Origin of the sequence: Mycobacterium sp. OAE908, assembly GCF_017872775.1 — a bacterium.
Lineage (GTDB): Bacteria > Actinomycetota > Actinomycetes > Mycobacteriales > Mycobacteriaceae > Mycobacterium.
Genome location: NZ_JAGGJL010000001.1, coordinates 3,752,908 through 3,778,772, shown reverse-complemented (window position 1 = coordinate 3,778,772; position 25,865 = coordinate 3,752,908). Strand labels below are relative to the sequence as shown.

Annotated in this window: 28 protein-coding genes and 1 pseudogene; 25 read left to right on the top strand and 4 right to left on the bottom strand. The window is 65.1% G+C overall.

Annotation, left to right across the window (positions count from 1 at the left end; all coding sequences use genetic code 11):
- Nucleotides 1-26: 26 nt before the first annotated feature.
- A complete protein-coding gene (locus J3E61_RS18595; protein ID WP_210084524.1) occupies nt 27-1,241 on the top strand; it encodes an acyl-CoA dehydrogenase family protein in 1,215 nt (404 codons plus the stop codon).
- Between the two features lies 1 nt (nt 1,242).
- Here J3E61_RS18595 and J3E61_RS18590 read toward each other — a convergent pair whose 3' ends face one another.
- Nucleotides 1,243-2,241, bottom strand: a complete 999-nt coding sequence (locus J3E61_RS18590; RefSeq protein ID WP_210084523.1) for an oxidoreductase — start codon at nt 2,239-2,241, stop codon at nt 1,243-1,245.
- 67 nt (nt 2,242-2,308) lie between these two features.
- Nucleotides 2,309-3,283, bottom strand: coding sequence for an esterase family protein (locus J3E61_RS18585; protein WP_192721558.1), 975 nt, complete (start codon nt 3,281-3,283; stop codon nt 2,309-2,311).
- A gap of 288 nt (nt 3,284-3,571) precedes the next feature.
- Here J3E61_RS18585 and J3E61_RS18580 point away from each other — a divergent pair, with 288 nt between their 5' ends.
- The 9 genes and pseudogenes from J3E61_RS18580 (at nt 3,572) to J3E61_RS18540 (ending at nt 12,242) form a co-directional block, all read left to right on the top strand.
- Nucleotides 3,572-4,138, top strand: a complete 567-nt coding sequence (locus tag J3E61_RS18580) for a TetR family transcriptional regulator (protein ID WP_192721559.1) — start codon at nt 3,572-3,574, stop codon at nt 4,136-4,138.
- 71 nt (nt 4,139-4,209) lie between these two features.
- A complete protein-coding gene (locus J3E61_RS18575; RefSeq protein ID WP_210084522.1) occupies nt 4,210-4,599 on the top strand; it encodes a nitroreductase family deazaflavin-dependent oxidoreductase in 390 nt (129 codons plus the stop codon).
- Nucleotides 4,600-4,663: 64 nt separating this feature from the next.
- The gene (locus J3E61_RS18570; RefSeq protein WP_210084521.1) at nt 4,664-5,767 is read left to right on the top strand and encodes a homogentisate 1,2-dioxygenase; all 1,104 of its coding nucleotides are present in this window, start codon (nt 4,664-4,666) and stop codon (nt 5,765-5,767) included.
- Nucleotides 5,767-6,966 (top strand): alpha/beta fold hydrolase, encoded by a 1,200-nt coding sequence (locus J3E61_RS18565; RefSeq protein WP_210084520.1) that lies wholly within the window; start codon nt 5,767-5,769, stop codon nt 6,964-6,966. Before J3E61_RS18570 ends, J3E61_RS18565 begins: the two co-directional genes overlap by 1 nt.
- Nucleotides 6,963-8,168: a CoA transferase gene (locus J3E61_RS18560; RefSeq protein ID WP_192721563.1), complete on the top strand. Its 1,206-nt coding sequence runs from the start codon at nt 6,963-6,965 to the stop codon at nt 8,166-8,168. Before J3E61_RS18565 ends, J3E61_RS18560 begins: the two co-directional genes overlap by 4 nt.
- Nucleotides 8,165-9,073, top strand: a complete 909-nt coding sequence (locus tag J3E61_RS18555) for a hydroxymethylglutaryl-CoA lyase (protein WP_210084519.1) — start codon at nt 8,165-8,167, stop codon at nt 9,071-9,073. The genes J3E61_RS18560 and J3E61_RS18555 overlap by 4 nt, the downstream gene beginning before the upstream one ends.
- A 4-nt stretch (nt 9,074-9,077) precedes the next feature.
- A complete protein-coding gene (locus tag J3E61_RS18550) occupies nt 9,078-9,689 on the top strand; it encodes a TetR family transcriptional regulator (RefSeq protein ID WP_192721565.1) in 612 nt (203 codons plus the stop codon).
- Between the two features lie 20 nt (nt 9,690-9,709).
- A complete protein-coding gene (locus J3E61_RS18545; protein WP_210084518.1) occupies nt 9,710-10,948 on the top strand; it encodes an acyl-CoA dehydrogenase family protein in 1,239 nt (412 codons plus the stop codon).
- Nucleotides 10,945-12,242 (top strand): annotated as a pseudogene (locus tag J3E61_RS18540) (phosphotransferase family protein). The gene J3E61_RS18545 and the pseudogene J3E61_RS18540 overlap by 4 nt, the downstream one beginning before the upstream one ends.
- Here J3E61_RS18540 and J3E61_RS18535 read toward each other — a convergent pair.
- Entirely contained in the window at nt 12,212-12,643 is a 432-nt protein-coding gene (locus J3E61_RS18535) for a MarR family transcriptional regulator (protein ID WP_192721567.1), read from the bottom strand. The pseudogene J3E61_RS18540 and the gene J3E61_RS18535 overlap by 31 nt on opposite strands.
- A 51-nt stretch (nt 12,644-12,694) precedes the next feature.
- On the opposite strand from J3E61_RS18535, the gene J3E61_RS18530 reads away from it, so the two are divergent.
- Nucleotides 12,695-13,312 (top strand): TIGR03086 family protein, encoded by a 618-nt coding sequence (locus J3E61_RS18530; RefSeq protein WP_210084517.1) that lies wholly within the window; start codon nt 12,695-12,697, stop codon nt 13,310-13,312.
- A gap of 52 nt (nt 13,313-13,364) precedes the next feature.
- Here J3E61_RS18530 and J3E61_RS18525 read toward each other — a convergent pair whose 3' ends face one another.
- Complete coding sequence (locus J3E61_RS18525) at nt 13,365-13,994, bottom strand: methyltransferase domain-containing protein (RefSeq protein WP_192721569.1); 630 nt, start codon at nt 13,992-13,994, stop codon at nt 13,365-13,367.
- Nucleotides 13,995-14,046: 52 nt separating this feature from the next.
- Between J3E61_RS18525 and J3E61_RS18520 the strand changes: the two genes are divergently transcribed.
- From J3E61_RS18520 to nuoK, 14 genes are all read left to right on the top strand, one after another.
- On the top strand, nt 14,047-14,436 hold the full coding sequence (locus J3E61_RS18520; RefSeq protein WP_210084516.1) for a nuclear transport factor 2 family protein: 390 nt from the start codon (nt 14,047-14,049) through the stop codon (nt 14,434-14,436).
- A gap of 1 nt (nt 14,437) precedes the next feature.
- On the top strand, nt 14,438-14,971 hold the full coding sequence (locus J3E61_RS18515; protein WP_210084515.1) for a YceI family protein: 534 nt from the start codon (nt 14,438-14,440) through the stop codon (nt 14,969-14,971).
- Between the two features lie 16 nt (nt 14,972-14,987).
- Nucleotides 14,988-15,383 carry a response regulator transcription factor gene (locus tag J3E61_RS18510; RefSeq protein WP_192721572.1) on the top strand — a complete coding sequence of 132 codons (396 nt, stop codon included), beginning with the start codon at nt 14,988-14,990 and terminating at the stop codon, nt 15,381-15,383.
- A 163-nt stretch (nt 15,384-15,546) separates the two neighbouring features.
- Nucleotides 15,547-15,918, top strand: a complete 372-nt coding sequence (locus tag J3E61_RS18505; protein WP_192721573.1) for an NADH-quinone oxidoreductase subunit A — start codon at nt 15,547-15,549, stop codon at nt 15,916-15,918.
- Nucleotides 15,909-16,463, top strand: coding sequence for an NADH-quinone oxidoreductase subunit NuoB (locus tag J3E61_RS18500; protein WP_192721574.1), 555 nt, complete (start codon nt 15,909-15,911; stop codon nt 16,461-16,463). Before J3E61_RS18505 ends, J3E61_RS18500 begins: the two co-directional genes overlap by 10 nt.
- Entirely contained in the window at nt 16,460-17,152 is a 693-nt protein-coding gene (locus J3E61_RS18495; RefSeq protein ID WP_210084514.1) for an NADH-quinone oxidoreductase subunit C, read from the top strand. The genes J3E61_RS18500 and J3E61_RS18495 overlap by 4 nt, the downstream gene beginning before the upstream one ends.
- Nucleotides 17,152-18,471: an NADH-quinone oxidoreductase subunit D gene (locus J3E61_RS18490; RefSeq protein WP_192721576.1), complete on the top strand. Its 1,320-nt coding sequence runs from the start codon at nt 17,152-17,154 to the stop codon at nt 18,469-18,471. The genes J3E61_RS18495 and J3E61_RS18490 overlap by 1 nt, the downstream gene beginning before the upstream one ends.
- On the top strand, nt 18,468-19,337 hold the full coding sequence (gene nuoE, locus J3E61_RS18485) for an NADH-quinone oxidoreductase subunit NuoE (protein ID WP_210084513.1): 870 nt from the start codon (nt 18,468-18,470) through the stop codon (nt 19,335-19,337). Before J3E61_RS18490 ends, nuoE begins: the two co-directional genes overlap by 4 nt.
- Nucleotides 19,334-20,650, top strand: coding sequence for an NADH-quinone oxidoreductase subunit NuoF (gene nuoF / locus J3E61_RS18480; RefSeq protein WP_210084512.1), 1,317 nt, complete (start codon nt 19,334-19,336; stop codon nt 20,648-20,650). The genes nuoE and nuoF overlap by 4 nt, the downstream gene beginning before the upstream one ends.
- Nucleotides 20,651-23,038 (top strand): NADH-quinone oxidoreductase subunit G, encoded by a 2,388-nt coding sequence (locus J3E61_RS18475; RefSeq protein WP_210084511.1) that lies wholly within the window; start codon nt 20,651-20,653, stop codon nt 23,036-23,038.
- On the top strand, nt 23,038-24,279 hold the full coding sequence (nuoH, locus tag J3E61_RS18470; RefSeq protein WP_192721580.1) for an NADH-quinone oxidoreductase subunit NuoH: 1,242 nt from the start codon (nt 23,038-23,040) through the stop codon (nt 24,277-24,279). Before J3E61_RS18475 ends, nuoH begins: the two co-directional genes overlap by 1 nt.
- The gene (gene nuoI / locus J3E61_RS18465; protein ID WP_192721581.1) at nt 24,272-24,796 is read left to right on the top strand and encodes an NADH-quinone oxidoreductase subunit NuoI; all 525 of its coding nucleotides are present in this window, start codon (nt 24,272-24,274) and stop codon (nt 24,794-24,796) included. The genes nuoH and nuoI overlap by 8 nt, the downstream gene beginning before the upstream one ends.
- 8 nt (nt 24,797-24,804) lie before the next feature.
- Entirely contained in the window at nt 24,805-25,563 is a 759-nt protein-coding gene (locus J3E61_RS18460; RefSeq protein WP_210085614.1) for an NADH-quinone oxidoreductase subunit J, read from the top strand.
- Nucleotides 25,560-25,859, top strand: a complete 300-nt coding sequence (gene nuoK, locus J3E61_RS18455) for an NADH-quinone oxidoreductase subunit NuoK (RefSeq protein ID WP_192721582.1) — start codon at nt 25,560-25,562, stop codon at nt 25,857-25,859. The genes J3E61_RS18460 and nuoK overlap by 4 nt, the downstream gene beginning before the upstream one ends.
- The last annotated feature ends 6 nt before the right edge of the window (nt 25,860-25,865 follow it).

Sequence of the window (25,865 nt, the reverse complement as noted above, 5' to 3'; positions counted from 1 at the left end):
GAATCATCTAGCCGGAAAGTCGAGTCATGGCAATCAATCTGGAACTTCCGCGCAAGCTGGAAGCTGTAATCGAAAAGGCCCATCAGGGCGCCGCGGAGATGCTGCGGCCGATCTCGCGCAAGTGGGATCTTCGCGAGCACGAGTATCCCGTCGAGCTGGACACTCTCGCCACGCTCTTCGAAGGGATCTCGGCGGCCAACACGATCTCGTTCGCGGGCGCGGAGGCCTTCGCGGGCGGCGACGAGCCCCGAGGTGCCAACCACAACGGCGCCAACATGTCGGCCGTGCTCAACGTGATGGAAATCAGTTGGGGCGACGTCGCATTGATGCTCTCGGTCCCGCGCCAGGGCCTGGGTAACGCCGCCATCTCCAGCGTCGCCACCAAAGATCAACTCGAGCGTCTGGGCAAGGATGTCTGGGCAGCGATGGCGATCACCGAGCCGGGCTTCGGTTCGGACTCTGCCGCCGTGTCGACGACAGCGAAGCTCGACGGCGACGAGTACATCATCAACGGCGAGAAGATCTTCGTCACCGCCGGGTCGCGGGCCACCCACATCGTGGTCTGGGCGACGCTCGACAAGTCGTTGGGCCGCGCCGCCATCAAGTCGTTCATCGTGCCGCGCGAGCATCCTGGCGTGACCGTCGAACGGCTCGAGGACAAACTCGGCATCAAGGCATCCGACACCGCGGTGATCCGTTTCGACAACGCCAGGATCCCGAAGGACAACCTGCTCGGCAGTCCGGACATCCAGGTAGAGAAGGGCTTTGCCGGGGTCATGGAGACCTTCGACAACACCCGACCGGTTGTCGCCGCGATGGCCGTCGGCATCGCCCGCGCGGCGCTCGAAGAATTGCGAAAGATTCTCACCGAGGCCGGTGTCGAGATCTCGTATGACAAGCCAGCCCACGCGCAAAGCGCTCCCGCTGCAGAATTCCTTCGCATGGAAGCCGATTGGGAAGCCGCCTACCTGTTGATGGTGCGTTCGGCATGGCAGGCCGACAACGACATTCCGAACTCCAAGGAAGCGTCGATGGGCAAGGCGAAGGCAGGCCGCGTCGCCAGCGACATCACCCTCAAGGCTGTCGAATTAGCAGGGACCACAGGCTATTCCGAACAAATGCTGCTGGAGAAGTGGGCACGCGACAGCAAGATCCTCGACATCTTCGAGGGCACTCAGCAGATCCAGCAGCTGGTGGTGGCCCGCAGGTTGCTCGGCCTGTCGTCCGCGGAACTGAAGTAGGTCAGAACCCGTCCTTCACCACGACGCGGGTGCGGCCCGTGACACCGCCGCCGATGATGGTGCGCAGCGTCTCGGGCGCCTCGAGGATCGAGACGTCGCGCGTGATGTCGTCGAGGTGAGGGGGCAGGAGGTCCGTCGCAATCGACTGCCACAGCTCGCGACGCTTGTCGATGCGCAGCAGCACCGAATCTATGCCGGCCAGCGTGACGCCACGCAGGATGAACGGCATCACCGTCGTCGGCAGGTCCGCCGACCGGGCCAGCCCTGAAATCGCGGCCACCCCAGCGTAATTCAGGATGCTCAACGCGTATGCGAGCGTGTCGCCGCCGACGCTGTCGACGACCGCCGCATAGGCGGACTTGCCGAGCGGCCGGACCTTCTCCCCCTCGGCCGGCAGTCGGCCAACGACCTCGGTGGCGCCCAGCCCCATCAAGTAGTCGTGCGCCTCCGCCTTACCGGTGGACGCGATGACCTCGTACCCGAGGCCGGCCAGCAGGTCGACGCTGACACTCCCGACCCCGCCCGTGGCGCCGGTGACCAACACGGGGCCATCCTGCGGCCGTACACCATGCGCACGAATTGCGTTGACGCTCATGGCCGCTGTGAACCCTGCCGTACCGATCGCGGCCGCCTGAGCGGTCGTCAACGTGTCGAGCTTGACCAGGTAGTCGGCCGGAAAGCGGGCGGTGTCAGCGTATCCGCCGTGCCGAGCGGTGCCGATGTCGTAGCCGTGGGCGACGACGCGGTCGCCCACTGCGAAGTCGCCGGAGGAGCTCGCAGTCACTGTCCCTGCGACGTCGATGCCGGGGATCAGCGGATAGGACCGCGCCACACCGCCCTTCGGCGTGACGGCCAAGGCGTCTTTGTAGTTGACGCCGGAGTACTCGACAGCAATGGTGACTTCGCCCTCGGGCAGGAAGCTGTCGTCGACAACTTCATGGGAAAGTTCGATGGACCCTTCGGCGTCTTGGTGTGCGACCAATGCGTTGACTGCGACCATGACGGCCATTCTTCACCAAACGCAAAAGCCCCCGACTAGGTGTCGGGGGCTTTCGCGTCTTCGGTCGTCAGCCGAGGTAGGAGATGAGGTCGGGCTTCATCTGCTGAAGCTGCGCACCCCAGTAGCCCCAGCTGTGGGTGCCGTTGGCCGGGAAGTTGAACACGGCATTGTGACCACCCGCGGCGATGTAATTGTCCTGGAAGGTCTGGTTGGTACGGATCGTCAGGCCCTCGAGGAACGTGGCAGGAAGATCACCGCCGCCCAACTCGTTGGGTGTGCCGTTGCCGCAGTACACCCAGAGGCGGGTGTTGTTCGCCACCAACGTCGGGATCTGGAGCATCGGGTCGTTGCGCTTCCAGGCGCTGTTGGGGTCCTCGGTCGGGCCCCACATGTCGTTCGCCTTGTACCCGCCTGCATCGCCCATCGCCATGTTGATCAGGAATGGCCAGCTGCCCTCGGAGGGGTTGAGGAACGCGGACAACGAGCCTGCGTAGATGTACATGTCGGGGTGGTAGGCCGCCAGGATCATCGCGGAGTTGCCCGCCATCGACAGCCCGACCGCTGCATTGCCGGTAGAGGCCACACCCTTGTTGGATGCCAGCCACTGCGGCAGCTCACTGGTCAGGAACGTCTCCCACTTGTACGTCTGGCAGCCGCTCTTACCGCACGCAGGCGAATACCAGTCGGAATAGAAGCTCGACTGGCCGCCGACGGGCATGACGATCGACAGCGGGGTGTCCAGGAACCACTCGAACGCCTGGGTATTGATGTCCCAGCCGTTGTAGTCGTCCTGAGCACGCAGGCCGTCCAGCAGGTAGACCGCGTGCGAGCCGGTCCCCTTCTGGAACTGAATCTTGATGTCCCGGCCCATCGACGGCGACGGCACCATCAGGTACTCGACCGGCAGGCCCGGCCGGGAGAACGCACCTGCGGTGGCTGAGCCTCCGGTTAGACCGACCACGCCTGGTAGGACGGCCGCCGCGATGGCTGCGACCGCAAATCGGCGCGCCCAATGGCCACGAATCTTGTCAACGAACCTCATAGAGCAATTCCATCCATCTTCCGGTTACGCCGTAACACGCTTCCCCCGACGATCACAGATCGTCATTCGGCACCGCAGCACTTGCTTTACTGCGCTGTCGCGCCCGCTCCGCTGAGCCCGGTTCGGCGGAAGAGCGGACCGAGAAAATTTCAGTTGTGCGTGTGCAGTAAAACATGTGACCAGCTCGCGAGGACACCCGACTGGCGCTGACTGTCATTTTCCTGTGATCAAACAGAAGTATCGTCAGCGTTAGTTTGTGCCGCCCGCCAGGGCCGTAGGCTGCCGCTCATGGGGAGGGCGAAGGCCTCGGCGAACACCCGGTTATCCGTCGACGACTGGATTCAGGCGGGGTTCGCGATTCTGGCCGAAGAGGGCATCAAGGCGCTCAAGATCGATCGGTTGTGTAGTCGCCTTTCAGTGACCAAAGGCAGCTTTTATTGGCATTTCGCCGACATCGCGGCCTATCGCGCCGCGCTGGTGCAGGCATGGGGTGAGTTACGCGGCGACGACCGGCGCGACCTGGGCGAGCTGGCCGGGCTACCGCCGCGCCAACGCCTGTCGGAAATGATGTCGTCGTTGGTCAGCCCCCGACATTGGACGCTGGAGCGGGCGATGCGCGAATGGGCCCGTACCGACGAGGACGCCGCAGCCAGCGTGCGTGCGGCAGACCTGCGCGTCTTCGCGGCGGTCCGTCAGGCGTACCTGGACTACGGGTTCGACGCCGAACAGGCCGAGTTGCGCGCCGGGGCGACTTTTGCCGCCGGCGTCGGCTTCCTGCACATCGCGGGCCCGCAGCCGAGCGCACGCGCGGCCGCGAGCCGGGAAGGCTTCCTCGAGATCATGCTCAAGCGCTGACATTCGTCGAGAAACAGTGCTCACACTAGGTATGAAGGTGCCACGGACCGCCATGGTGTGAAAGGACTCCCATGCCCGACGACACACGTGACCGCGTTACCAACTTCTTCCAAAAACGGGTGGCCAACCCGCTGATGCGGCGGCTGCCCATTCAGACACTGCTGGAGACGACGGGCCGCAAGTCCGGCGAACCCCGGCACACCCCGCTGGGCGGGAGCCGGATCGGCGACCAGTTCTGGTTCGTCTCGGAGTTCGGCGACAAGTCGCAATACGTCAAGAACATTCAAGCCAACCCCCGCGTGCGGGTCCGGCTTCGCGGCCGCTGGCACAACGGGACCGCGCACCTCGTACCCGACGACGATCCGACCGAACGGCTGAAATCGTTGCCCCAGTTCAACAGCTTCGGCGTGCGCACCTTCGGCACCAACCTGCTGACGATCCGGGTCGATCTCGAGGATTGACTCTGCTCGTAAAGTAAAACTAACATCACTTTTAGTTCGCCCTGTCACCGTCGATGGAGCCCCCATGGAATCGTTTGTTCACCTGCGGAAGGGGCGGACACCCAAGCGTCTGCACGCGGACCTCGACGGCCTGAAGGACGACGAACTGGGGCGCGGTGGGTTCACCGGTCGCACCGCCAACATCTACCGGCGCAACGATCCGACCGCGTATCGCGCTTCCGGTCCGCTGCGCCCTGTTGACGTGCTGGCGGATCAGCTGAAACCCAGCGACGCCACCGATGCAGCGGGCGGCCCCCTGCTGATGTTCTCGAACGCCGACTGCCAGGTGCTGCTGTCGATGCGGAGCGAGGCGATGCCGTTCTTCGTCCGCTACGTGGACGGCGACTTGCTCAGCTTCGTGCACAAGGGTTCGGGTCTGTTGGAGACGGAGTTCGGCCCGCTGCGCTATCGAGCCGGTGACTGGGTGTACATCCCGAAGGCATGCACGTTTCGCCAAGTACCCGATCAAGATTCGATGCTGTTGATGATCCAGGCCACCGACGAGTTTCGGGTGCCGCCGCCGGGATACCTGGGCCGTCACTTCCCGTTCGATCCTTCGCAGGCGACGATCCCCGGCCCGGTGCCGCTCGAGGACGGCGACGGTCCGCACGAGGGCGGAGTGTACGAAGTCCGGCTGATCCACGAAGGTGGGCCGACTTCGCTGTTCTACGAACATCATCCGCTCGACGTGGAGGGGTGGCGCGGCGACAACTTCGCGTTCACGTTCAACATCGACGACTACAACGTGGTGACCTCCAATAGCGTGCACCTGCCCCCGACCGTGCATCTGTTCATGCAAGCCACCGGGGTCTACGTGATGAACTTCCTGCCCAAACCGGCCGAGGGCGTGCCCGGCACCGAGCGCACGCCCTGGTATCACCGCAACGTCGACTATGACGAGATCGCGTTCTTCCACGGCGGGTCCCTGTACGGAATCCCGATGCCGCCGGGGTTGATTTCCCATGCCCCGCAAGGGGTTCATCACGGTGCGCCGGAGAAGGCGCGCGAGCGAGCGCGCCGCAAGTTCGACGACTACGACTCGGTGGATTGGGCGGTGATCGCGATTGACACGCGGCGTCGCCTGGTGCCGTCGGCTGAAATCCTTGCGAACGATTTGGGGCAACACTGATGACGACGACTGGATCTGTCGCGGCACCGCCGCGCCACGAGTACGACCGCATCCCGTATCTGCTTGCCTACCAGAATCTTTCGGGTGTTCGCGACGTCTACGGCGGAGTCTCCGAACTCATCGTGTTGGAGAGCTATCTGCTCAAGCCGAAGACCAAACCATCCGATACCGTGCTGGTGTTCATGCACCCGATCGGCGGCGGCGCGTATCTGCCGATGATCAACGCGCTGGCACGCGCGGGCCATCATGTCATCTACTGCAACAGCCGATTCCGCGGCACCGACTCCGCGCTGCTGATGGAAAAAGTCGTCGAGGACCTCGGCGAGTGCATCAAAGACGCCAAGAACCGACTGAGTTACGACAAGGTGGTGCTGGCCGGATGGAGTGGCGGGGGCTCACTGTCGGTGTTCTATCAGCAGCAGGCCACTCATCCGACGGTGACGGCCAGCCCCTCCGGCGATGGCCCCGACCTGACGAAACTGGGGCTCATCCCCGCCGACGGCATCATGATGCTGGCCGCGCACATCAGCCGCCACGGCACACTCACCGAGTGGCTGGACGCGTCCGTCCTCGACGAGTCGGACCCGTCGAAGCGTGACCCGGAGTTGGACCTCTACAACCCGGACAACCCGAACCAGCCGCCGTACACCCCGGAATTCCTGGCGCGCTACCGGGAAGCACAGATCGCTCGCAACCGACGAATCACCAAGTGGGTCAAGGACAAACTGGCCGAGCTGAAGGCCGCCGGGCGCCCCGATGACGAGTTCTCGTTCGTCGTGCACGGCACCATGGCCGATCCCCGCTGGCTGGACCCCACGGTCGACCCGAACGAGCGTGAACCGCGGACCACCTATCTGGGCGATCCGCAGGTCGTGAACAACGGACCCTTCGGCCTGGCCCGGTTCTGCACGCTGCGCAGCTGGCTCTCGCAGTGGAGCTACGACGACGCCAACGGCGATGCCGTCAAGGCCGGGCCCGAAATCGACGTGCCCACGCTGGTGATCGGTAACCTGGCCGACAACGCATGTACCCCGAGCCACACCCGCAGGCTCTTCGAGGCCATCGGGCATCCTGACAAGGAGATGCACGAGATCCCCGGCGCCAACCACTACTACTCCGGCCCCGGCCAGCGCGACACGCTGCGCCAGGCCGTCGGAATCTGCACGGACTGGCTGCACCGACACGGGTTTTCGTTATGACGGTGACCGGTCCGCTCGACGGCATCAGGGTCATCGAGGTCGGCACGCTGATCTCCGGACCGTTCGCGGGACGCCTGCTCGGCGACATGGGGGCCGAGGTCATCAAGATCGAGCCGCCGGGCGCACCAGACCCGCTGCGGACGTGGGGTCAGGCCGAACTCGACGGCCATCACTTCTTCTGGACGGTGCACGCGCGCAACAAGAAAGCCGTCACGCTGAACCTGCGCGAGGAGGCGGGCCGGACACTGTTTCTCGACCTGGTCGAGCGCTCCGACATCATCGTGGAGAACTTCCGGCCGGGCACGCTGGAGAAGTGGAACCTCGGTTATGACGTGCTGCATCAACGCAATCGCGGCATCATCCTGGTCCGGGTCTCCGGCTACGGCCAGACCGGACCAGAGGCACACAAGGCCGGCTACGCGTCGGTCGCCGAGGCGGCCAGCGGGCTGCGATACATGAACGGCTTCCCCGGGGGCCCGCCACCGCGGTTGGCCCTTTCGCTGGGCGACAGCCTGGCGGGCATGTTCGCCGCGCAGGGGGCGCTGGCAGCGCTGTACCGGCGCACTGTCACCGGCGAGGGGCAGGTGGTCGACGCCGCGCTGACCGAATCCTGTTTGGCTGTACAGGAATCCACGATCCCCGACTATGACGTCGGTGGTGTGGTGCGCGGCCCGTCGGGCACCCGGTTGGAGGGCATCGCGCCGTCGAACATCTACCCGACCGCGGACGGCAGCTGGGTGGTGATCGCCGCCAACCAGGACACGGTGTTCCGCCGGCTGTGCGCGGCGATGGGGCAACCCGAGCTCGCCACCGACGATCGGTTCGCCAATCACGTTGCCAGGGGCCGCAATCAGGACGAGCTGGACAAGATCATCGGCGCATGGGCCGCCGAACGACAGCCCACCGACATCATCGCCACGCTGTCCGAGGCGGGGGTGATCAGCGGACCGATCAACACGGTCGCCGAAGTGGTCAACGATCCGCAGCTGCAGGCCCGCGGCATGATCGCTGATCACTGGGACCAGCGAATCGAGCGAAACGTCAAGGGCCCCGGCGTGGTGCCAGTGCTCTCGGACACACCGGGAACGATCCGCAGCGCCGGACCCGCCGCACCGGGCCAGCACAACGACGAGATCTATCGCGGACTGCTCGGCAAGACCGATGCGGAGATGGCTGCGTTGCAGGAGAAGGGCGTGCTATGACGGGGTTACCGCGCCATGTCGATATCCGGGACGTCTCGCTGCGCGACGGCCTGCAGATTGAAGAACCGATTCCGTTGTCGGCCAAGCTCGAATTGCTTGCCGCCGTCGCAGCGACCGGCGTGCGGGAGATGGAGGCGACGGCGTTCGTCTCGCCGTCCAAGGTGCCTGCGCTGGCCGACGCCGCCGAGTTGGCAGCCGAACTGGGCCGCTACCCCGACATCGAGTTCTCAGCGCTGGTCGCCAGTCCCAACGGCGCCAAGAGAGCGGTCGCGGCGGGTCTCGGGTCGATCGAGTACGTGGTGTCGGCGGCCGACGGACACAGCCACGCCAACGTGGGGCGATCGACAGCCGAGTCCACCGCACTGATTCCGGAGATCGTCGCGATCGCACACGACAGCGGCGCGACCGTCGAGGTCATCGTCGCCACGGCGTGGGATTGCCCGTTCGACGGGCAGACATCGCCCGAACGGGTGGTTGACGTCGTGACCGCGGCGCGCGACGCCGATGCCGACCGACTCGCGATCGCCGACACCATCGGGACGACCACCCCACGGCGGGTGAGCGACCTGATCGCACGGCTCCGACCCGTGATCGGCGACATCCCGCTGGGCGCACACTTTCACAACACCCGCGGCGCCGGACTGGCCAGCGCGTACGCGGCAGTCAGCGCCGGGGTCACCCGGCTCGACGCGTCGGTTGGCGGACTCGGCGGCTGCCCTTTCGCTCCCGGCGCCAGCGGCAACATCGCTACCGAGGACCTCGTCTACCTCTTGCGGGACAGCGGAATTCACGTCGACGTCGATCTGCAGGCCGCGATCTCCGCGGCGGAGGTGGCGCAGCGTGTCGTCGGCCACGACCTGCCGAGTTCGCTGCTGCGAGCAGGCGACCGCCTCGTCGGCGAGTGATGCCGTGCCAGTCGACACGCTGAGCGCCAAGGGCCGCCAAACCCGGGAGGCCATCGAGCAGGCAGCACGGAAGTTGTTCGCCGAGCGCGGGTTTCACGGCACCACCCTGGCCGACATCACGTCTGCGGCCGGCAAATCGCCCGCGGTGTTCTACCGCTACTTCGCCGACAAAGAGGACCTGCTCGCCGCGCTGGCCGAGTCGTTTCTGCACGACATCGTGGCCCCTTCGGGTGGCAGCCTTCAGCTTCCGGATTCACCAGATGACGACAGCTTCTTCTCGACGGCTGTCACCGGCTACTGGAACATGTTCAAGCAGAACATCGGCATCATGATCGCCATGGCACAACTGGCTGCGACGCAGCCGCGGTTCGCCATCGTGCAGAACGAGTTTCGCCGTTTCGGAATGGACATCGTCGCCGCATCGGTGCGCCGCGCCCAGGACCAGGGCTACGGCGCCGAACTTCATCCCGAGCACACCGCAGCGGCAATCGCGCTGCTGTTCGAGAACTTCACCACCGTTTTCGCGGGCACGTCCGGGCTTGGTCTCGAGCTGAGCGACGAGGACGCCATCGCCACCCTAGCGAGGATTTGGAAGAAGACGCTGTACGGGGTCTGACCTACCAGAGGAGAATCACCGTGGATTTCACCCTCCCAGAGCATCTTCCGGGACTGCTCGCCGAGATGGACGCGTTCATCGAGGCCGAGATCAAGCCGCTGGAACGCGAACACCTGCAGTATTTCGACCACCGCAGGGAAAACGCCCGCACGGACTGGGACAACGGCGGCATTCCCAAGCGTGAGTGGGAGGACCTGCTCGGCGAGATGCGCAAGCGCGCCGACAAGGCCGGCTGGCTGCGCTACGGACTGCCGTCACAGTTCGGCGGCCGCGACGGCACTAACATCGACATGGCGGTGATCCGCGAACACCTGGCGCACAAGGGTCTCGGGCTGCACAACGATCTGCAGGACGAGTCGTCGATCGTCGGCAACTTCCCGCAGGTGATCATGATGGACCGATTCGGCACGGACACCCAGAAAGCCGAATGGACCGAGGCGCTGATCACCGGTGAGCGCTCGATGGCCTTCGGCCTGACCGAGCCGAACCACGGCTCGGACGCCACCTGGCTGGAGACGCGGGCTGTGGCAGACGGTGACGGCTGGGTGATCAACGGCGCCAAGCGGTTCAACACCGGTGTGCACCGTGCGACCCACGATCTGGTGTTCGCGCGCACATCAGGTGAACCGGGGCAAGCCCGCGGCATCACCGCTTTCCTCGTTCCCACCGATGCGCCGGGCTTCTCCGTGCCCTACTACTGGTGGACGTTCAACATGCCGACCGACCACGGCGAGGTCGAACTGAACGATGTCCGCGTTCCGCATGACGCTGTGCTAGGGGAGGTTGACCGCGGCCTCGAGGTCGGTCAAACCTTTCTGCACGAGAACAGGATTCGGCAGGCCGCCAGCAGCCTGGGGGCCGCACAGTACTGCATCGACCGCGCCGTCGGCTACGCGAACGACCGCTCGGTGTTCGGCAAGCCGCTCTCGGTCAACCAGGCTGTGCAGTGGCCGCTCGTCGAACTGCAGACCGAAGCGCAGATGGTGCGGCTGCTGGTCTATTACGCGGCGACCCAACTCGACGGGAACCACCACATGGAGGTCTCCGACAAGGTGTCGATGGCCAACTACCGCGCCAACCGACTGGTGTGCGAGGCGGCTGACCGGGCGATGCAGGTGTTCGGCGGTGTCGGCTACAGCAGACACGAGCCGTTCGAACACATCTACCGGCACCACCGCCGCTACCGCATCACCGAGGGCGCCGAGGAAATCCAGATCCGCCGGGTGGCCCAGCGGCTGTTCGGATTCGGGCGCAAGTGAAGGAACGGCTCGAGGCTGTTCTGCGTCCGGTGCTCGGCGATGTGAACGTCGCGAACCTGCGCGCGCTCACCGGCGGTGCCAGCCGGACCACGTGGGCATTCGATGCGGATGGCCGTGCGTTGATCCTGCGTACCGGCCCACCCGATGACATGCACGCCGGGATGGAGTTGGAGGCCGCGGTACAGCAGCGCGCCGCCGCGGCTGGTGCACCTGTCCCCCACATCCTTGCTGCAGACAATTCGCCTGCCGCACTGGGCAATCCGTATCTCATCTGCGACGCGATCGCAGGCGAGACGATTGTCAGAAAGATCTACCGTGGTCTCGACGACAGCGGCCGGGCGCGATTGTTGCAGCAATGCGCGCAGGCGCTGGCCGCCATCCACCGCGCCGACCCTGACGGGATCGGACTGGCTCCATCGGATCAGCTCGGCGAGTGGCGCGACCGTCTCGACGAAATGGGCGACACCACAGCCACATTCGAGTGGGCGTTTCGCTGGCTGGACGCCAACCGTCCCCCGCCGTCACCGCAGGTGCTTGTGCATGGCGATTTCCGGATGGGCAACGTGATCGTCGACGAGTCGGGTCTCGCGGCCGTCCTGGATTGGGAACTGGTGCACACCGGCGAGGCCTATGAAGACCTGGCCTGGTTCTGCATCCGGGCCTGGCGTTTCGGTGCGCCCGAGCATCTCGGTGCGGGCGGGCTTGGCAGCGTCGAAAGCTTCCTCGCTGCCTACGAGGCGGCGGCGGGCGTCGCCCTTGATCGTGACGTGTTCCGGTGGTGGCTCACCGTCGCCACCCTGCGCTGGGGCGTCATCTGCCGCTTCCAGGCCGAGCGGCACCTTTCTGGGCAGACACCGTCGGTGGAACTGGCCGCGATCGGCCGTCGCGTCGCCGAAACCGAGTGGGACGTCTTGGATCTGCTCGAGGGAGGTGGCCCGCGATGAGCTGGCTGTACGGACGGCCGACGGCGGCCGAACTCGTCGCGGCGGTCGCCAACTTCCTCGACAAGGACGTGCGATCCTCGATGGACGGGCCGATCAACTTCCACGCCCGCGTCGCCGCCAACGTGCTGCGCATCGTCGAGCGTGAGCTGACGGACACCTCAACGGCAGACGCCTCCGACAGGCTGGCCGAGTTCGGCTTCGCCGACGAGGCACAACTCGCGGCGGCGATTCGCGCCGGGGAACTGGACGACCGAGCAGCGGACCTCTTGCCCGTGCTGCGCATGCTCGTCCGTCATCGGCTGGCGGTAGCACATCCGGGCTATGACCAGTCGACGCCCGACAACTCCTGAAGTATCCGCAGGAACGCAGCACGATCGCTGGCCGACAGCGTGCCGAGCCAACGTTCCTCACCCCGCTGAATCGCGGCCTGCGTCGCGTCTTTCAGCCTGCGGCCTTCTTTGGTGATCGCCAACAGCCGCGCCCGCCGGTCCTCGGGGTCGGGCACGCGCTCGATCAGGCCCTTGTCCTGCAGCTCGTCGAGTATCGCGATGATGCGCGTCTTGTCCGCGCCGATCGCCTCCGCGAGCGCGGCCTGCGTGCGGATCGCCGACCGGTCAAGGGCGACGAGCACGCTGTAACCCCACATCGACAGCCCGTTTGCCTCCAGCACAGGAAGCTCGGCCGCCATCATGTCGCGCACCAACGGGGCCAACATGGCGGCGAGGTCGGGCCGCTTACGCCGGGACGTCACATCCGGATATTAAACATTGACCGATAATATGCATCCGCATATGATCTGCGCATGCTTACTAATCAGGACATCCGATCATTTCACCGCGTCGCGGTAGTGGCCTCCGTTGACATCGTCGACAAGGTTCGCCCCACAGATTTGCAGCGCTCGACGCCTTGCGAGGGCTGGAATCTGACTCAGCTGTTGGCGCACATGACGGTGCAGCATCGCGGTTTCGCGGCGGCGGCGCGCGGTGACGGCGCCGACCTTGCGCACTGGGACGCGTCCGCCGTGGCCGAGGCTGTGGCGTCCGACCCGGCGGCCACGTATGCCGCGGCCGCGGCCGACGTCCTCGAGGCCTTCGCCGCCGACGGCGTGTTGGAAGCGACGTTCGCCCTGCCCGAATTCGGTCCCGGCGCCGCGGTTCCCGGCGCGCAGGCGATCGGCTTTCACTTCGTCGACTACGTCGTCCACGGCTGGGACGTCGCGCGGGCGATCGACGTCCCGTTCACACTGCCGGACGAGGTGATCTCCGCGGTCCTGCCGCTGGTGTTGGCGGTTCCCGACGGCGACTTTCGAACTGCACCCGAGTCCCCCTTCGCCCGAGCCATCGCCGCAGGCGAGGGAGTCAGCGATCTCGATCGGGCGCTGCTGCACCTGGGCCGCTCGCCGGCCTGGACGCCGTCATAGCGACTTGTGTGCGTTTTGTTGCGCTGAGCGCTCCTGGACGCACACAAATCACTCAGACCCGGCGGGCGCGCGCCAGCCAGGCGGGCTCGTCGACGCGCGTGCCGACGGGCAGGCCGATCGCCTCGGCTTGAGCCTGCTGCACGACACCGCGGTAGGTGGTGGTGTCCAGTGCCTCGAGCGTCCAGCCGTCGCCGAAGGCCCCGCGGATCTCGGCCTCGCTGACCTGGGGACCGAACCCGCGGCCGGCATCGGACAGCGCCAAGACATGCACCACTCCTCCCGGCCGGAGCGCGGTATGCAGGCTGCTCACGTATCGCGCACGATCGGCGTCGTCGAAGATGTGGAACAGCGCGCTGTCGACGATCGTCTGATAGCCCGGTTCGGGGCCGAGGTTCATCGCGTCCGCCACCTCGAAGCGCGCATCGACACCCTGCTCGGCGGCATTGGCCCTGGCCTGCTCGACCGCGTGCGGCGCGAAGTCGATACCGAGCACGTCGTACCCCAAGCGGGTCAGCATGATCGTGTGTTCGCCTGTCCCACAACCGATGTCGAGCACCTTGCTGTTGATCTGGCCGGCGCGTTGCAGCTCGACGATCGCTGGCTGCGGCTGACCGATCACCCACGGCGCGGTTCGGGTCTTGTAGGCATCGTCGAATCGGGAGAGGGTTGGTGTTGAATCCATACAGACCAGAGTTCTACCTCAACCCAACTTGAGGTCAAGGGGGACGACGAACATGCCCGTCGCGGATATCGATGCAATCGCAGACCGCCTGTTCCACGCGATCGAGAACGGCGACATCGCCACGGTGCAGCAGTTGTGGGCCGACGACGTCGTGGTGTGGAAGGTTGCCGACCGGGGCCGGGACCGCGTACGCGCGCTGCGCGTCATCGGCTGGTTCGTCGACGCGACGACCGAGCGCCGCTACGAGATATTGGAGCGCCAGTTCTTCGAGGGCGGATTCGTCCAGCAACACATCCTGCATGCCAACGGCCGCAACGGTGGATCGATCTCAATGCGCGTCTGCATCGTGATAAAGGTGGGTGCCAACGGTTTGATCAATCGCGTAGACGAGTACTTCGACCCCGCAGAAATGGGCCCACTGCTGGAGTCGGAGCGGAGGTGACATGCCAAGCACACAGGCACTTCTCAGCGATCCCGCATCCGTCGGAGTCTGGAACGTCGACCCGAACCGGTCGACGATAACGTTCAAGGCCAAGTCGATGTGGGGTCTCGCGCCGGTCAAGGGGCGATTCACCGAATTCAGCGGCGACGGCCAAATCACGGACAGCCGAAAGATTTTCGGCCGGATCGATGTCCAGGCCGCATCTGTGGATACGAAACTCCGCAAGCGCGACGACCATCTGCGCTCGGCCGACTTCCTCGAGGCCGACAAGTTTCCCGATATCAGTGTGGTGGTGACCGACGCCGAAGCCATCACCGGCGACACCGTCGACCTGCGAGCACAACTCACCGTCAAGGGCACTACCGCGCCTCTGCCTTTGCGAACAAAAGTCGCGGTGCTCGACGACGGCTCGGTGCGTGTCATCGCGCAGGCCACTATCAACCGCAAAGACTTCGGCGTCGACGGCAACCTGATGGGGATGGTCACCGACCACGTCACCATTTCGGGCGACGTCGTGTTCCGGCGAGCCGGCTAGCCGTACCATCAGCCGCATGGCGGAACGTGCACTGCGGGTCCTTGTCTACAGCGACAACCCCAGAACCCGTGAGCAGGTGCGGCTGGCTCTGGGCAAGCGGGTGCACCCCGATCTCCCCGAGCTGACCTATGTCGAGATCGCGACCGGTCCGATGGTGATACGCCAGATGGACGAGGGCGGCTTCGATCTGGTGATTCTGGACGGTGAGGCCGCCCCGACCGGTGGCATGGGGATCGCCAAGCAGCTCAAGGACGAGATTGCCGACTGCCCGCCGATCCTGGTGCTGACCGGGCGGCCGGACGACGCCTGGCTGGCGAACTGGTCGCGCGCGGAGGCCGCGGTCCCTCACCCGATCGACCCGATCCGGTTGGGCGACGCCGTGGTGTCCCTGCTGCGCGCACCTGTGCAGTAGTCACGGCGCCAAAAACCCTGTTGCCCTTGCCTTTTCGGGGCACGGCAACATGGCTGCAGGCAGCTAATAGCGACTCTAACCAAAATGCGTGGCACCCGTCTCAAAGCTCGATAGGGTGTGGGTAAGCTCACATCGACAGCCCACGAGGGAGCGTTTGCTCGGTATGGATTTGTACACGCCAATATTGGTTCTTGGCGCCATTGCGGCTGCGTTTGCAGTCGGTTCGGTCGGCATTGCTCTGCTGGTCGGACCACGGCGCTACAACCATTCGAAACTAGAGGCCTACGAGTGCGGCATCGAGCCGGTGCCCGAGATGGCTTCGGCCCACGCGTCGGGCCAGCGATTTCCGATCAAGTACTACCTGACCGCGATGTTGTTCATCATCTTCGACATCGAAATCGTGTTCCTCTACCCGTGGGCGGTCGCGTTCGACAGCCTGGGGCTGTTTGCCCTGGTAGAGATGCTGCTGTTCATGGTCGTGGTGTTCGTGGCCTACGCCTATGTATGGCGGCGGGGAGGCCTGACATGGGACTAGAGGAAAAGCTGCCCGGCGGAATCCTGCTGTCGACCGTCGAGAAGGTGGCCGGCTACATCCGCAAGGGCTCGCTGTGGCCGGCGACCTTCGGACTGGCGTGCTGTGCCATCGAGATGATGGCCACCGCGGGACCGCGCTTTGACATCTCGCGCTTCGGGATGGAGCGGTTCTCGGCGACGCCGCGGCAGGCCGATCTGATGATCGTGGCCGGTCGGGTCAGCCAGAAGATGGCGCCGGTGCTGCGCCAGATCTATGACCAGATGGCCGAGCCCAAGTGGGTGCTGGCGATGGGGGTGTGCGCCTCCTCGGGCGGGATGTTCAATAACTACGCGATCGTCCAAGGCGTTGATCACGTCGTCCCGGTGGACATCTATCTGCCTGGCTGCCCGCCGCGGCCCGAGATGCTGCTGCACGCAATCCTGAAGCTGCACGACAAGATTCAGGAGATGCCGCTGGGCGTGCACCGCGAGGAGGCGATCCGCGAAGCCGAGGCCGCAGCGCTGGCGGTCACGCCGACCATCGAGCTCAAGGGTTTGCTGCGGTGACCGAAAACAATGGCGGTCAGGCTGACCTCGATCCCCCCGAGGTCATCGGTGTGCGCCGCGGAATGTTCGGCGCCAGGGGCACCGGCGACACCTCGGGATACGGGCGCCTGGTCCGACCGGTGGCGCTGCCCGGCGGTTCGCCGCGCCCGTACGGCGGCTATTTCGACGACGTCGTCGACAAGTTGACCGCCGCGCTGGGAGACGACGGTTACGCCGCTTCCATCGAGCGGGTGGTGGTCTACCGCGACGAGCTGACCCTGGAGGTTCGGCGCGAGCAGCTGCCCGCGGTGGCTCAGACCTTGCGCGACGACCCCGCCCTGCGGTTCGAGCTGTGCTTGGGGGTCAGCGGTGTGCACTATCCCGACGACCAAGGCCGCGAGCTGCACGCGGTCTACCCGTTGATGTCGATCACCCACAACCGCCGCATTCGCGTGGAAGTCGCCGCACCAGACGAGGACCCGCACATTCCGTCGCTGTATTCGGTGTATCCGACCGTGGACTGGCATGAGCGCGAGACCTACGACTTCTTCGGCATCGTCTTCGACGGCCATCCCGCCCTGACGCGCATCGAAATGCCCGACGACTGGGTCGGACATCCGCAGCGCAAGGACTATCCGCTGGGCGGCATCCCGGTGGAATACCACGGCGCCGAGATTCCACCGCCCGATCAGCGGAGGGCCTACAACTAATGAGCGCACCAACCAACCCGCCCGAAAGGGTGGTCGTCGTCGGCGGCCAGGATTGGGACCAAGTCGTTGCTGCGGCAAGGGAAAACGCGGCATCGCACGTCGGCGAACGGATCGTCGTCAACATGGGACCGCAGCACCCGTCCACCCATGGAGTGCTGCGCCTCATCCTGGAGATCGAGGGCGAGACCATCGTCGAGGCCCGGGCAGGCATCGGCTATCTGCACACCGGCATCGAGAAGAACCTCGAGTTCCGCAACTGGACCCAGGGCGTCACCTTCGTGACCCGAATGGATTACCTCTCACCGCTTTTCAACGAAACGGTGTACTGCCTTGGCGTGGAGAAGCTGCTCGGTGTCACCGAGGACATCCCGGAGCGGGCCAGTGTCATCCGCGTGATGATGATGGAGCTCAACCGCATTTCGTCGCATCTGGTCGCGCTGGCCACCGGCGGAATGGAACTGGGCTCCATGGGCGCGATGTTCTACGGCTTCCGCGAGCGCGAGCAGATCCTGTCGATCTTCGAAACCATCACCGGGCTGCGGATGAACAACGCCTACATCCGGCCCGGCGGGGTGGCGATGGATCTGCCCGAGGAAGCTGTGCCCCAGATCCGCGACATGCTCAAGCTGATGCCCCGCCGGCTCAAGGATCTCGAAGACCTGCTGTCCGAGAACTACATCTGGAAAGCGCGCACCCAGGGCATCGGCTACCTGGATCTGACCGGATGCATGGCACTGGGCATCACCGGTCCCTGCCTGCGCTCCACCGGTCTGCCCCACGATTTGCGCAGGGCAGAGCCGTATTGCGGCTACGAGAACTACGAGTTCGACGTCATCACCGACGACGGCTGCGACTCTTACGGCCGCTACCTGATCCGCGTCAAGGAGATGCACGAGTCGCTGAAGATCATCGAGCAGTGCCTCGACAAACTGCAGCCAGGCCCCGTGATGATCACCGACAAGAAACTCGCGTGGCCGGCCGATTTGAAGCTCGGGCCCGACGGCCTGGGCAACTCACCTGAACACATCGCCAAGATCATGGGCCACTCGATGGAGGGACTCATCCACCACTTCAAACTCGTCACCGAAGGCATCCGGGTGCCCGCCGGTCAGGTGTACGTCGCGATCGAATCGCCGCGCGGCGAACTCGGCGTCCACATGGTCTCCGACGGCGGCACCCGCCCCTACCGGGTGCACTACCGAGACCCTTCGTTCAACAACCTGCAGGCGGTTGCCGCCATGTGCGAAGGCGGCATGGTCGCCGACGCGATCACTGCGGTGGCGTCGATCGACCCGGTGATGGGCGGGGTTGACAGGTGAGCGTCTTTCTCGAGTTGGGCCAGCGGCCAGACGAGCCCGGCCCACCGATCCAAGGCGCCAAGACCTATCCGGCCGACGTCGAAGCGCGGCTGGCTGCCGATGCCGAGCAGGTGATCGCCAAGTATCCGCAGGGTCGGTCGGCCTTGTTACCGCTGCTGCACTTGGTGCAATCCCAAGACGGCTGCCTCACCGCGGCTGGTATCGCATTCTGCGCGAAGCAGTTGGGATTGACCGACGCCGAGGTGACCGCCGTCGCCACGTTCTACTCGATGTACCGGCGCACGCCGACGGGCGAGTATCTGGTCGGCGTCTGCACGAACACGCTGTGCGCGATCATGGGCGGCGACGCGATACTCGAAGCGCTGCAAGACCATTTGGGCGTTCACGCCGGCGAGACCACCTCCGATGGCCGCGTCACACTCGAGCATGTCGAATGCAACGCCGCGTGTGATTACGCACCGGTCGTGATGGTCAATTGGGAGTTCTTCGACAACCAGACGCCATCGTCGGCGCGCGATCTCGTCGATCAGTTGCGGGCAGGGCAACCGCCGGCGCCGACTCGTGGCGCGCAGCTGTGCACTTTCAAGGAGACCGCGAGAGTTCTTGCGGGACTGCCCGATCCGGAGCGGGCCTCCGCGCAGACCGGGCCTGGCGATGCAACCCTGGCCGGGCTGCGTGTCGCGCGCGAGCGTGGCATGGAGGCACCCGAGGTCGAGGTAGCGACGGATTCGCACAGTGGCCCCGACGACGAGAAGGTGGCGAAGGAAGCCACGCGAAATCAGGCGGCCCCCGACCCAGCGGCTAGCGTGCCGCCCGAGCCGAAGGAACCCGAGACGGACCCGAGCGCAACGGACTCGAAGACATGACGCAACTCACTCCGGTGTTGAGCCGGTTCTGGGATGAACCCGAGCCATGGTCGCTTGATACCTACCGCCGCCACGATGGCTACAAGGCGCTCGAGAAGGCGCTCGGCATGGCCCCTGACGACGTCATCTCCACGATGAAGGATTCGGGTCTGCGCGGCCGCGGCGGCGCAGGGTTCCCGACCGGTACGAAGTGGTCGTTCATCCCTCAAGACGACACGGGCGCCGGCGCCAAACCGCACTATCTGGTTGTCAACGCCGACGAGTCGGAACCTGGTACGTGCAAAGACATTCCGCTGATGTTGACGACGCCGCATTTTCTTGTCGAGGGCGTGATCATCGCGTCGTACGCGATCCGGGCGCACCATGCGTTCATCTATGTTCGCGGTGAGGTCGTGCCGGTGCTGCGCCGGCTGCAGGCTGCGGTCGCCGAGGCCTACGACGCCGGATATCTCGGCTCCGATATTCAGGGGTCCGGGTTCGATCTCGAACTGATCGTGCACGCAGGCGCGGGCGCCTACATCTGCGGCGAAGAGACCGCTCTGCTGGACTCGTTGGAGGGCCGTCGCGGCCAGCCGAGGCTGCGGCCCCCGTTCCCGGCGGTGGCCGGCCTCTACGCATCCCCCACTGTGGTCAACAATGTCGAATCGATTGCCAGTGTGCCGCCGGTGCTGCTGAACGGCGTGGACTGGTTCCGGTCGATGGGCACGGAGAAGTCGCCGGGGTTCACGCTTTACTCGCTGTCGGGGCATGTCACCAATCCCGGGCAATACGAAGCTCCGCTTGGGATCACGCTGCGCGAGCTACTCGATTACGCGGGAGGTGTCAGGGCCGGCCATTCCCTGAAGTTCTGGACACCCGGTGGTTCCTCGACGCCACTGCTGACCGACGAACACCTGGACGTACCACTGGATTACGAAGGCATGGCCGGTGTCGGCACCATGCTCGGCACCAAGGCGTTGCAGATCTTCGACGAAACGACGTGCGTGGTGCGCGCCGTCCGCCGCTGGACCGAGTTCTACGCACACGAGTCATGCGGCAAGTGCACGCCATGTCGCGAGGGCACCTACTGGCTGGCGCAGATCTACGAACGACTGGAAACGGGTGCCGGTACCGAAGCTGATATCCAGAAGCTGCTCGACATCGCCGACAACATCAACGGGAAGTCGTTCTGCGCGCTGGGAGATGGGGCCGCCGCGCCTATCATCTCGTCGCTCAAGTTCTTCCGCGATGAATACGTAGCGCACCTCTCGGGCGGTTGTCCGTTCGATCCGCATGCGTCGACGCTGATGGCAACGGAAGGGGTGGGTGTCTAGATGACGGTGACCGAGCCAGCACATGACGCCCCGTCGGTCGAGATGGTGAACGTCATCATCGACGGCGTGGAAGTCAGTGTGCCGAAGGGCACCTTGGTGATTCGGGCCGCCGAACTCATCGGTGTGCAGATCCCGCGGTTCTGCGACCATCCGCTGCTGGACCCGGTTGGAGCGTGTCGGCAGTGCCTGGTCGAGGTCGAGGGCCAACGCAAGCCGATGGCGTCGTGCACCACGACGTGCACACCGGACATGGTGGTGCACACGCAGTTCACGTCCGAAGCCGCAGACAAGGCGCAGCAGGGGGTGATGGAACTCCTGCTCATCAACCATCCGCTGGATTGCCCGGTGTGCGACAAGGGCGGCGAGTGTCCGCTGCAGAATCAGGCGATGTCCAACGGCAGACCTGAGACGCGGTTCGAGGACGTCAAGCGGACCTTCCCCAAGCCGATCAACATCTCCTCCGAGGTGCTGCTGGACCGGGAACGCTGCGTGTTGTGCGCACGGTGCACCCGCTTCTCCGACCAGATCGCCGGCGACCCGTTCATCGAACTGCTCGAACGCGGTGCGCTGCAACAGGTCGGCATCGCGCCGGGCGAACCGTTCCAGTCGTACTTCTCCGGCAACACCGTGCAGATCTGCCCCGTCGGTGCGCTCACCGGCGCCGCGTACCGGTTCCGGGCCCGCCCGTTCGACTTGGTGTCCAGCCCCAGCGTCTGCGAGCACTGCGCGTCGGGCTGCGCCCAGCGCACCGACCATCGCCGTGGAAAAGTGATGCGCCGCTTGGCCGGTGACGATCCGCAGGTGAACGAGGAGTGGAACTGCGACAAGGGCCGCTGGGCGTTCACCTACACCACCCAGGGCGACCGGATCACCACTCCGCTGGTCCGCGACGAAGACGGCAAGTTGCGGCCGGCCTCCTGGTCGGAAGCCCTTGCCGTCGCCAGCGCGGGCCTGGCCGCGGCATACGGCAGCACCGGCGTGCTGGTCGGCGGGCGCGTGACCGTGGAAGATGCCTACGCATACTCCAAATTCGCTCGAATGGCGTTGGGCACCAACGACATCGACTTCCGCGCCCGCTCGCACAGCGCCGAGGAAGCTGATTTTCTTGCCGCGCATGTCGCGGGCCAGCCGATGACGGTGACCTACGCAGACCTGGAGAATGCGCCGTCGGTGCTGCTCGCCGGATTCGAACCCGAGGAAGAGTCGCCGATCGTGTTCCTGCGGCTGCGCAAGGCGGTCCGCAAGAACGCTGTGCAGGTCAAGTCGATTGCGCCCTTCGCCACCCGCGCACTGACCAAGATGCGGGGTGAACTGATCCCGACTGCACCGGGTAACGAGGCGGCCGCCCTGGACAGTCTGGCCGACGATGCGAAGCTGAGGATGCCCGGCGCCGTAATCCTCGTCGGCGAGCGGCTGGCCGCCTCACCCGGAGCACTTTCTGCCGCAGCGAAATTGGCGACGGCTACCGGTGCCCGGCTGGCGTGGATACCGCGACGGGCCGGTGAGCGCGGTGCGTTGGAGGCCGGCGCCCTGCCCGGGCTGCTTCCTGGCGGACGGCCCGTCAGCGACGCGGCAGCCCGCGAACAGACTGCTGCCGGGTGGAATTTCGACGAGCTGCCGTCGACGCCTGGCCGTGACACCGCAGGCATCCTCGAGGCGGCACGAAGCGGTGAACTCGGTGCGCTACTCATCGGCGGGATTGAGCTCGCCGACCTGCCCGACCCCGACGTGGCACTGAAGGCGATCGACGCTGCACCATTCGTCGTGAGCCTCGAGCTGCGCGAAAGTGCCGTCACCGCACTCGCCGACGTCGTGTTCCCCGTCGCACCGGTCGTGGAGAAGGCCGGCTCGTTCATGAACTGGGAGGGCCGCATTCGCCCGTTTGCGCCGTCGCTGCAGACCAACGCGTTGCCGGACCTGCGGGTGCTCGCGTTCCTGGCCGATGAGCTCGGGATTGACCTCAACATGGCGTCCGCGTTGGTCGCGGGCGACGAGATGGCACGCCTGGGTCTGTGGGCAGGGCAGCGACCCGCTTCTCCCGAAGGGACACCGCCACGCCCGGCGTCCCCGGGTAAGGGGCAGGCTGTGTTGGCGAGCTGGCGGATGCTGCTCGACGCGGGTCGACTTCAGGATGGCGAACCGCATCTCGCGGGCACCGCACGAGAGCCGGTCGCACGGTTGTCGGCGGGGACCGCGGCCGGAATCGGCGTAGCAGAAGGCGATCTGGTGACCGTGAGCACGGACCGCGGCACGATCACCCTGCCGCTGACGATCACGGAGATGGTCGACGACACTGTGTGGTTACCGCTCAATTCCCCTGGCTCAGCGGTATATCCGCAACTCGGCGTGACTGCAGGTTCTGTCGTGACGATCGGACGGGCGGCCTGATGACATATCCGGATCCCACTCTCTTCGGCCACGATCCGTGGTGGCTGATGATCGCCAAGGCGCTCTTCATTTTCGTCTTCCTGATGTTGTCCTTGCTGGTGGCGATCCTCCTCGAGCGAAAGCTGCTCGGCTACATGCAGAACCGGCCAGGCCCCAACCGGGTCGGGCCGTGGGGGCTGCTGCAGTCACTGGTCGACGGAGTGAAGCTGGCCCTCAAAGAGGGCCTCATTCCTGCGGGTGTGGACAAATTCATCTACCTTGCGGCGCCGGTCATCTCCGTGGTTCCCGCGTTCATCGCGTTCTCCGTCATTCCCATGGGCGGTGAGGTGTCGATATTCGGACACCGCACCGCGCTGCAACTGACCGATATGCCCGTCGCGGTGCTGTTCGTACTCGCCGCGACGTCGATCGGGGTGTACGGAATCGTGTTGGCGGGGTGGGCGTCCGGTTCCACTTATCCGCTGCTGGGTGGCCTGCGGTCGAGCGCCCAGGTGATCTCCTACGAGATCGCGATGGCGTTGTCGTTCGCCGCGGTGTTCATCTACGCGGGCACCATGTCGACCTCGGGCATCGTCGCGTCCCAGCAGGGTCTCTGGTACATCTTCCCACTGCTGCCGTCGTTCCTTGTCTACCTGACGTCGATGGTCGGCGAAACCAACCGGGCGCCTTTCGATCTGCCCGAGGCCGAAGGCGAACTGGTAGGCGGGTTCCACACCGAGTACTCGTCCATCAAGTTCGCGATGTTCATGCTCGCCGAGTACGTGAACATGTTCACGGTGTCGGCGCTGGCGACCACGTTGTTCTTCGGCGGCTGGCATGCGCCATGGCCGATCAACATGTGGGACGGGGCCAATCACGGTTGGTGGCCGCTACTTTGGTTCGTCGCGAAGGTCTGGACGTTCATGTTCGTCTTCTTCTGGCTGCGCGGCACGCTCCCACGGATGCGCTATGACCAGTTCATGGGGTTGGGCTGGAAGGTGCTGATCCCGGTCTCGCTGGTGTGGATCATGATCGTGTCGAGCACGCGCGCACTGCGCAACCACGGTTACGGCCAACTGACGACCGGGCTGATCACGGTCGGCGCTGTGGTCGCGCTCATCATCCTGTTCCTGTTGGCCAGATCGCTGCGGTCGAGAACCGTCACGAACGTTCCAGAGCAAGCCGTTGATGCCGGAGCGTTCCCGGTGCCACCGCTGCCGGCGGCGGCGAAGAAGATCTCAAAGGAGAAGGCCGATGCCTAAGTTCCTGGACGCGATCGCCGGCTTCGGTGTCACGTTCTCCACGATGTTCAAGAAGCGGATCACCGAGCAGTATCCGGAGAAGCCCGGCCCCGTCGCCAAGCGTTACCACGGCCGCCATCAGCTCAACCGGTATCCCGACGGGCTGGAGAAATGCATCGGCTGCGAGCTGTGCGCATGGGCCTGCCCCGCCGACGCCATCTACGTCGAGGGCGCGGATAACACTGAGGAAGAACGCTTTTCGCCCGGGGAACGCTATGGCCGGGTTTATCAGATCAACTACCTGCGGTGCATCGGCTGCGGATTGTGCATCGAGGCCTGTCCTACGCGGGCACTGACGATGACCAACAACTATGAAATGGCCGACGACAACCGCGCCGACTTGATCTGGGGCAAGGACAAACTGCTGGCCCCACTGCAGTCGGGCATGCTGCCTCCGCCCCACGACATGGCGCCGGGAAGCACCGACGAGGACTACTACCTGGGCAACATCAAGCCGGTGACCGAGGACGTCAAGTGACGATCGACATCCTCGCCGCGCTTCCTTCGGAAGCTGCGGGGCACACCTCCACGACGGAGGCGGTGCTGTTCTGGGTCCTGGGTACGGTCGCGGTGCTCGGCGCAATCGGCGTGGTATCCGCACCGAAGGCCGTGTATTCGGCGATGTTTCTGGCCACCACGATGATCGTGCTGGCGGTGTTCTACATCGCGCAGGGCGCGCTCTTCCTTGGCGTCGTGCAGGTAGTGGTCTACACCGGCGCGGTGATGATGCTCTTCCTGTTCGTGCTGATGCTCATCGGTGTCGACTCCTCCGAGTCGCTTGTCGAAACCATTCGGGGACAACGTGTCGCGGCCATCGTCGTCGGACTGGGTTTCGGTGTCCTGGTCATCGCAGGCGTCGGCAGCGTGTCGGTGAACGGCTACGCCGGGCTGGCAGAGGCCAATAGCGGCGGCAACGTCGAGGGGCTGGCCGTGCTGATCTTCACCAAGTACTTGTGGGCGTTCGAACTGACCGGTGCCCTGCTGATCACCGCTGCGCTCGGCGCGATGGTGCTGGCCCACCGCGAGCGGTTTGAGCGGCGTAAGACCCAACGTGAGTTGGCGCAGGAGCGGTTTCGGCCCGGCGGACATCCGACCACGCTGCCCAATCCCGGTGTGTACGCCCGCAACAACGCCGTCGACATCGCCGCCCGCCTCCCCGACGGGTCCGCCTCGGAGCTGTCGGTGAGTGCGATTCTCCAGACACGAACCGTCAGTCAGACCAACGGCAGTGGGGGTGACGAGTGAATCCCGACAATTACCTGTACTTGTCGGTGCTGTTGTTCACCATTGGTGCGGCGGGAGTGTTGTTGCGCCGCAACGCAATCATCATGTTCATGTGTGTGGAGTTGATGCTGAATGCCGCGAATCTGGCGTTCGTCGCGTTCTCCCGCATGCACGGCCATTTGGATGGTCAAGTGGTGGCGTTCTTCACCATGGTGGTGGCCGCGTGCGAGGTCGTGGTCGGTCTCGCCGTCATCATGACCGTCTTTCGCACCCGCCGGTCGGCTTCGGTCGACGAAGCCAGTCTGCTGAAACACTAAGGCCGC

Bases quoted from the DNA above. Each gene is read 5' to 3' on its own strand.
- J3E61_RS18595 (WP_210084524.1), top strand. From the start codon at position 27: ATGGCAATCAATCTGGAACTTCCGCGCAAGCTGGAAGCTGTAATCGAA.
- J3E61_RS18590 (WP_210084523.1), bottom strand. From the start codon at position 2,241: ATGGTCGCAGTCAACGCATTGGTCGCACACCAAGACGCCGAAGGGTCC.
- J3E61_RS18585 (WP_192721558.1), bottom strand. From the start codon at position 3,283: ATGAGGTTCGTTGACAAGATTCGTGGCCATTGGGCGCGCCGATTTGCG.
- J3E61_RS18580 (WP_192721559.1), top strand. From the start codon at position 3,572: ATGGGGAGGGCGAAGGCCTCGGCGAACACCCGGTTATCCGTCGACGAC.
- J3E61_RS18575 (WP_210084522.1), top strand. From the start codon at position 4,210: ATGCCCGACGACACACGTGACCGCGTTACCAACTTCTTCCAAAAACGG.
- J3E61_RS18570 (WP_210084521.1), top strand. From the start codon at position 4,664: ATGGAATCGTTTGTTCACCTGCGGAAGGGGCGGACACCCAAGCGTCTG.
- J3E61_RS18565 (WP_210084520.1), top strand. From the start codon at position 5,767: ATGACGACGACTGGATCTGTCGCGGCACCGCCGCGCCACGAGTACGAC.
- J3E61_RS18560 (WP_192721563.1), top strand. From the start codon at position 6,963: ATGACGGTGACCGGTCCGCTCGACGGCATCAGGGTCATCGAGGTCGGC.
- J3E61_RS18555 (WP_210084519.1), top strand. From the start codon at position 8,165: ATGACGGGGTTACCGCGCCATGTCGATATCCGGGACGTCTCGCTGCGC.
- J3E61_RS18530 (WP_210084517.1), top strand. From the start codon at position 12,695: ATGCTTACTAATCAGGACATCCGATCATTTCACCGCGTCGCGGTAGTG.
- J3E61_RS18525 (WP_192721569.1), bottom strand. From the start codon at position 13,994: ATGGATTCAACACCAACCCTCTCCCGATTCGACGATGCCTACAAGACC.
- J3E61_RS18520 (WP_210084516.1), top strand. From the start codon at position 14,047: ATGCCCGTCGCGGATATCGATGCAATCGCAGACCGCCTGTTCCACGCG.
- J3E61_RS18515 (WP_210084515.1), top strand. From the start codon at position 14,438: ATGCCAAGCACACAGGCACTTCTCAGCGATCCCGCATCCGTCGGAGTC.
- J3E61_RS18510 (WP_192721572.1), top strand. From the start codon at position 14,988: ATGGCGGAACGTGCACTGCGGGTCCTTGTCTACAGCGACAACCCCAGA.
- J3E61_RS18505 (WP_192721573.1), top strand. From the start codon at position 15,547: ATGGATTTGTACACGCCAATATTGGTTCTTGGCGCCATTGCGGCTGCG.
- J3E61_RS18500 (WP_192721574.1), top strand. From the start codon at position 15,909: ATGGGACTAGAGGAAAAGCTGCCCGGCGGAATCCTGCTGTCGACCGTC.
- J3E61_RS18490 (WP_192721576.1), top strand. From the start codon at position 17,152: ATGAGCGCACCAACCAACCCGCCCGAAAGGGTGGTCGTCGTCGGCGGC.
- nuoF (WP_210084512.1), top strand. From the start codon at position 19,334: ATGACGCAACTCACTCCGGTGTTGAGCCGGTTCTGGGATGAACCCGAG.
- J3E61_RS18475 (WP_210084511.1), top strand. From the start codon at position 20,651: ATGACGGTGACCGAGCCAGCACATGACGCCCCGTCGGTCGAGATGGTG.
- nuoH (WP_192721580.1), top strand. From the start codon at position 23,038: ATGACATATCCGGATCCCACTCTCTTCGGCCACGATCCGTGGTGGCTG.
- nuoI (WP_192721581.1), top strand. From the start codon at position 24,272: ATGCCTAAGTTCCTGGACGCGATCGCCGGCTTCGGTGTCACGTTCTCC.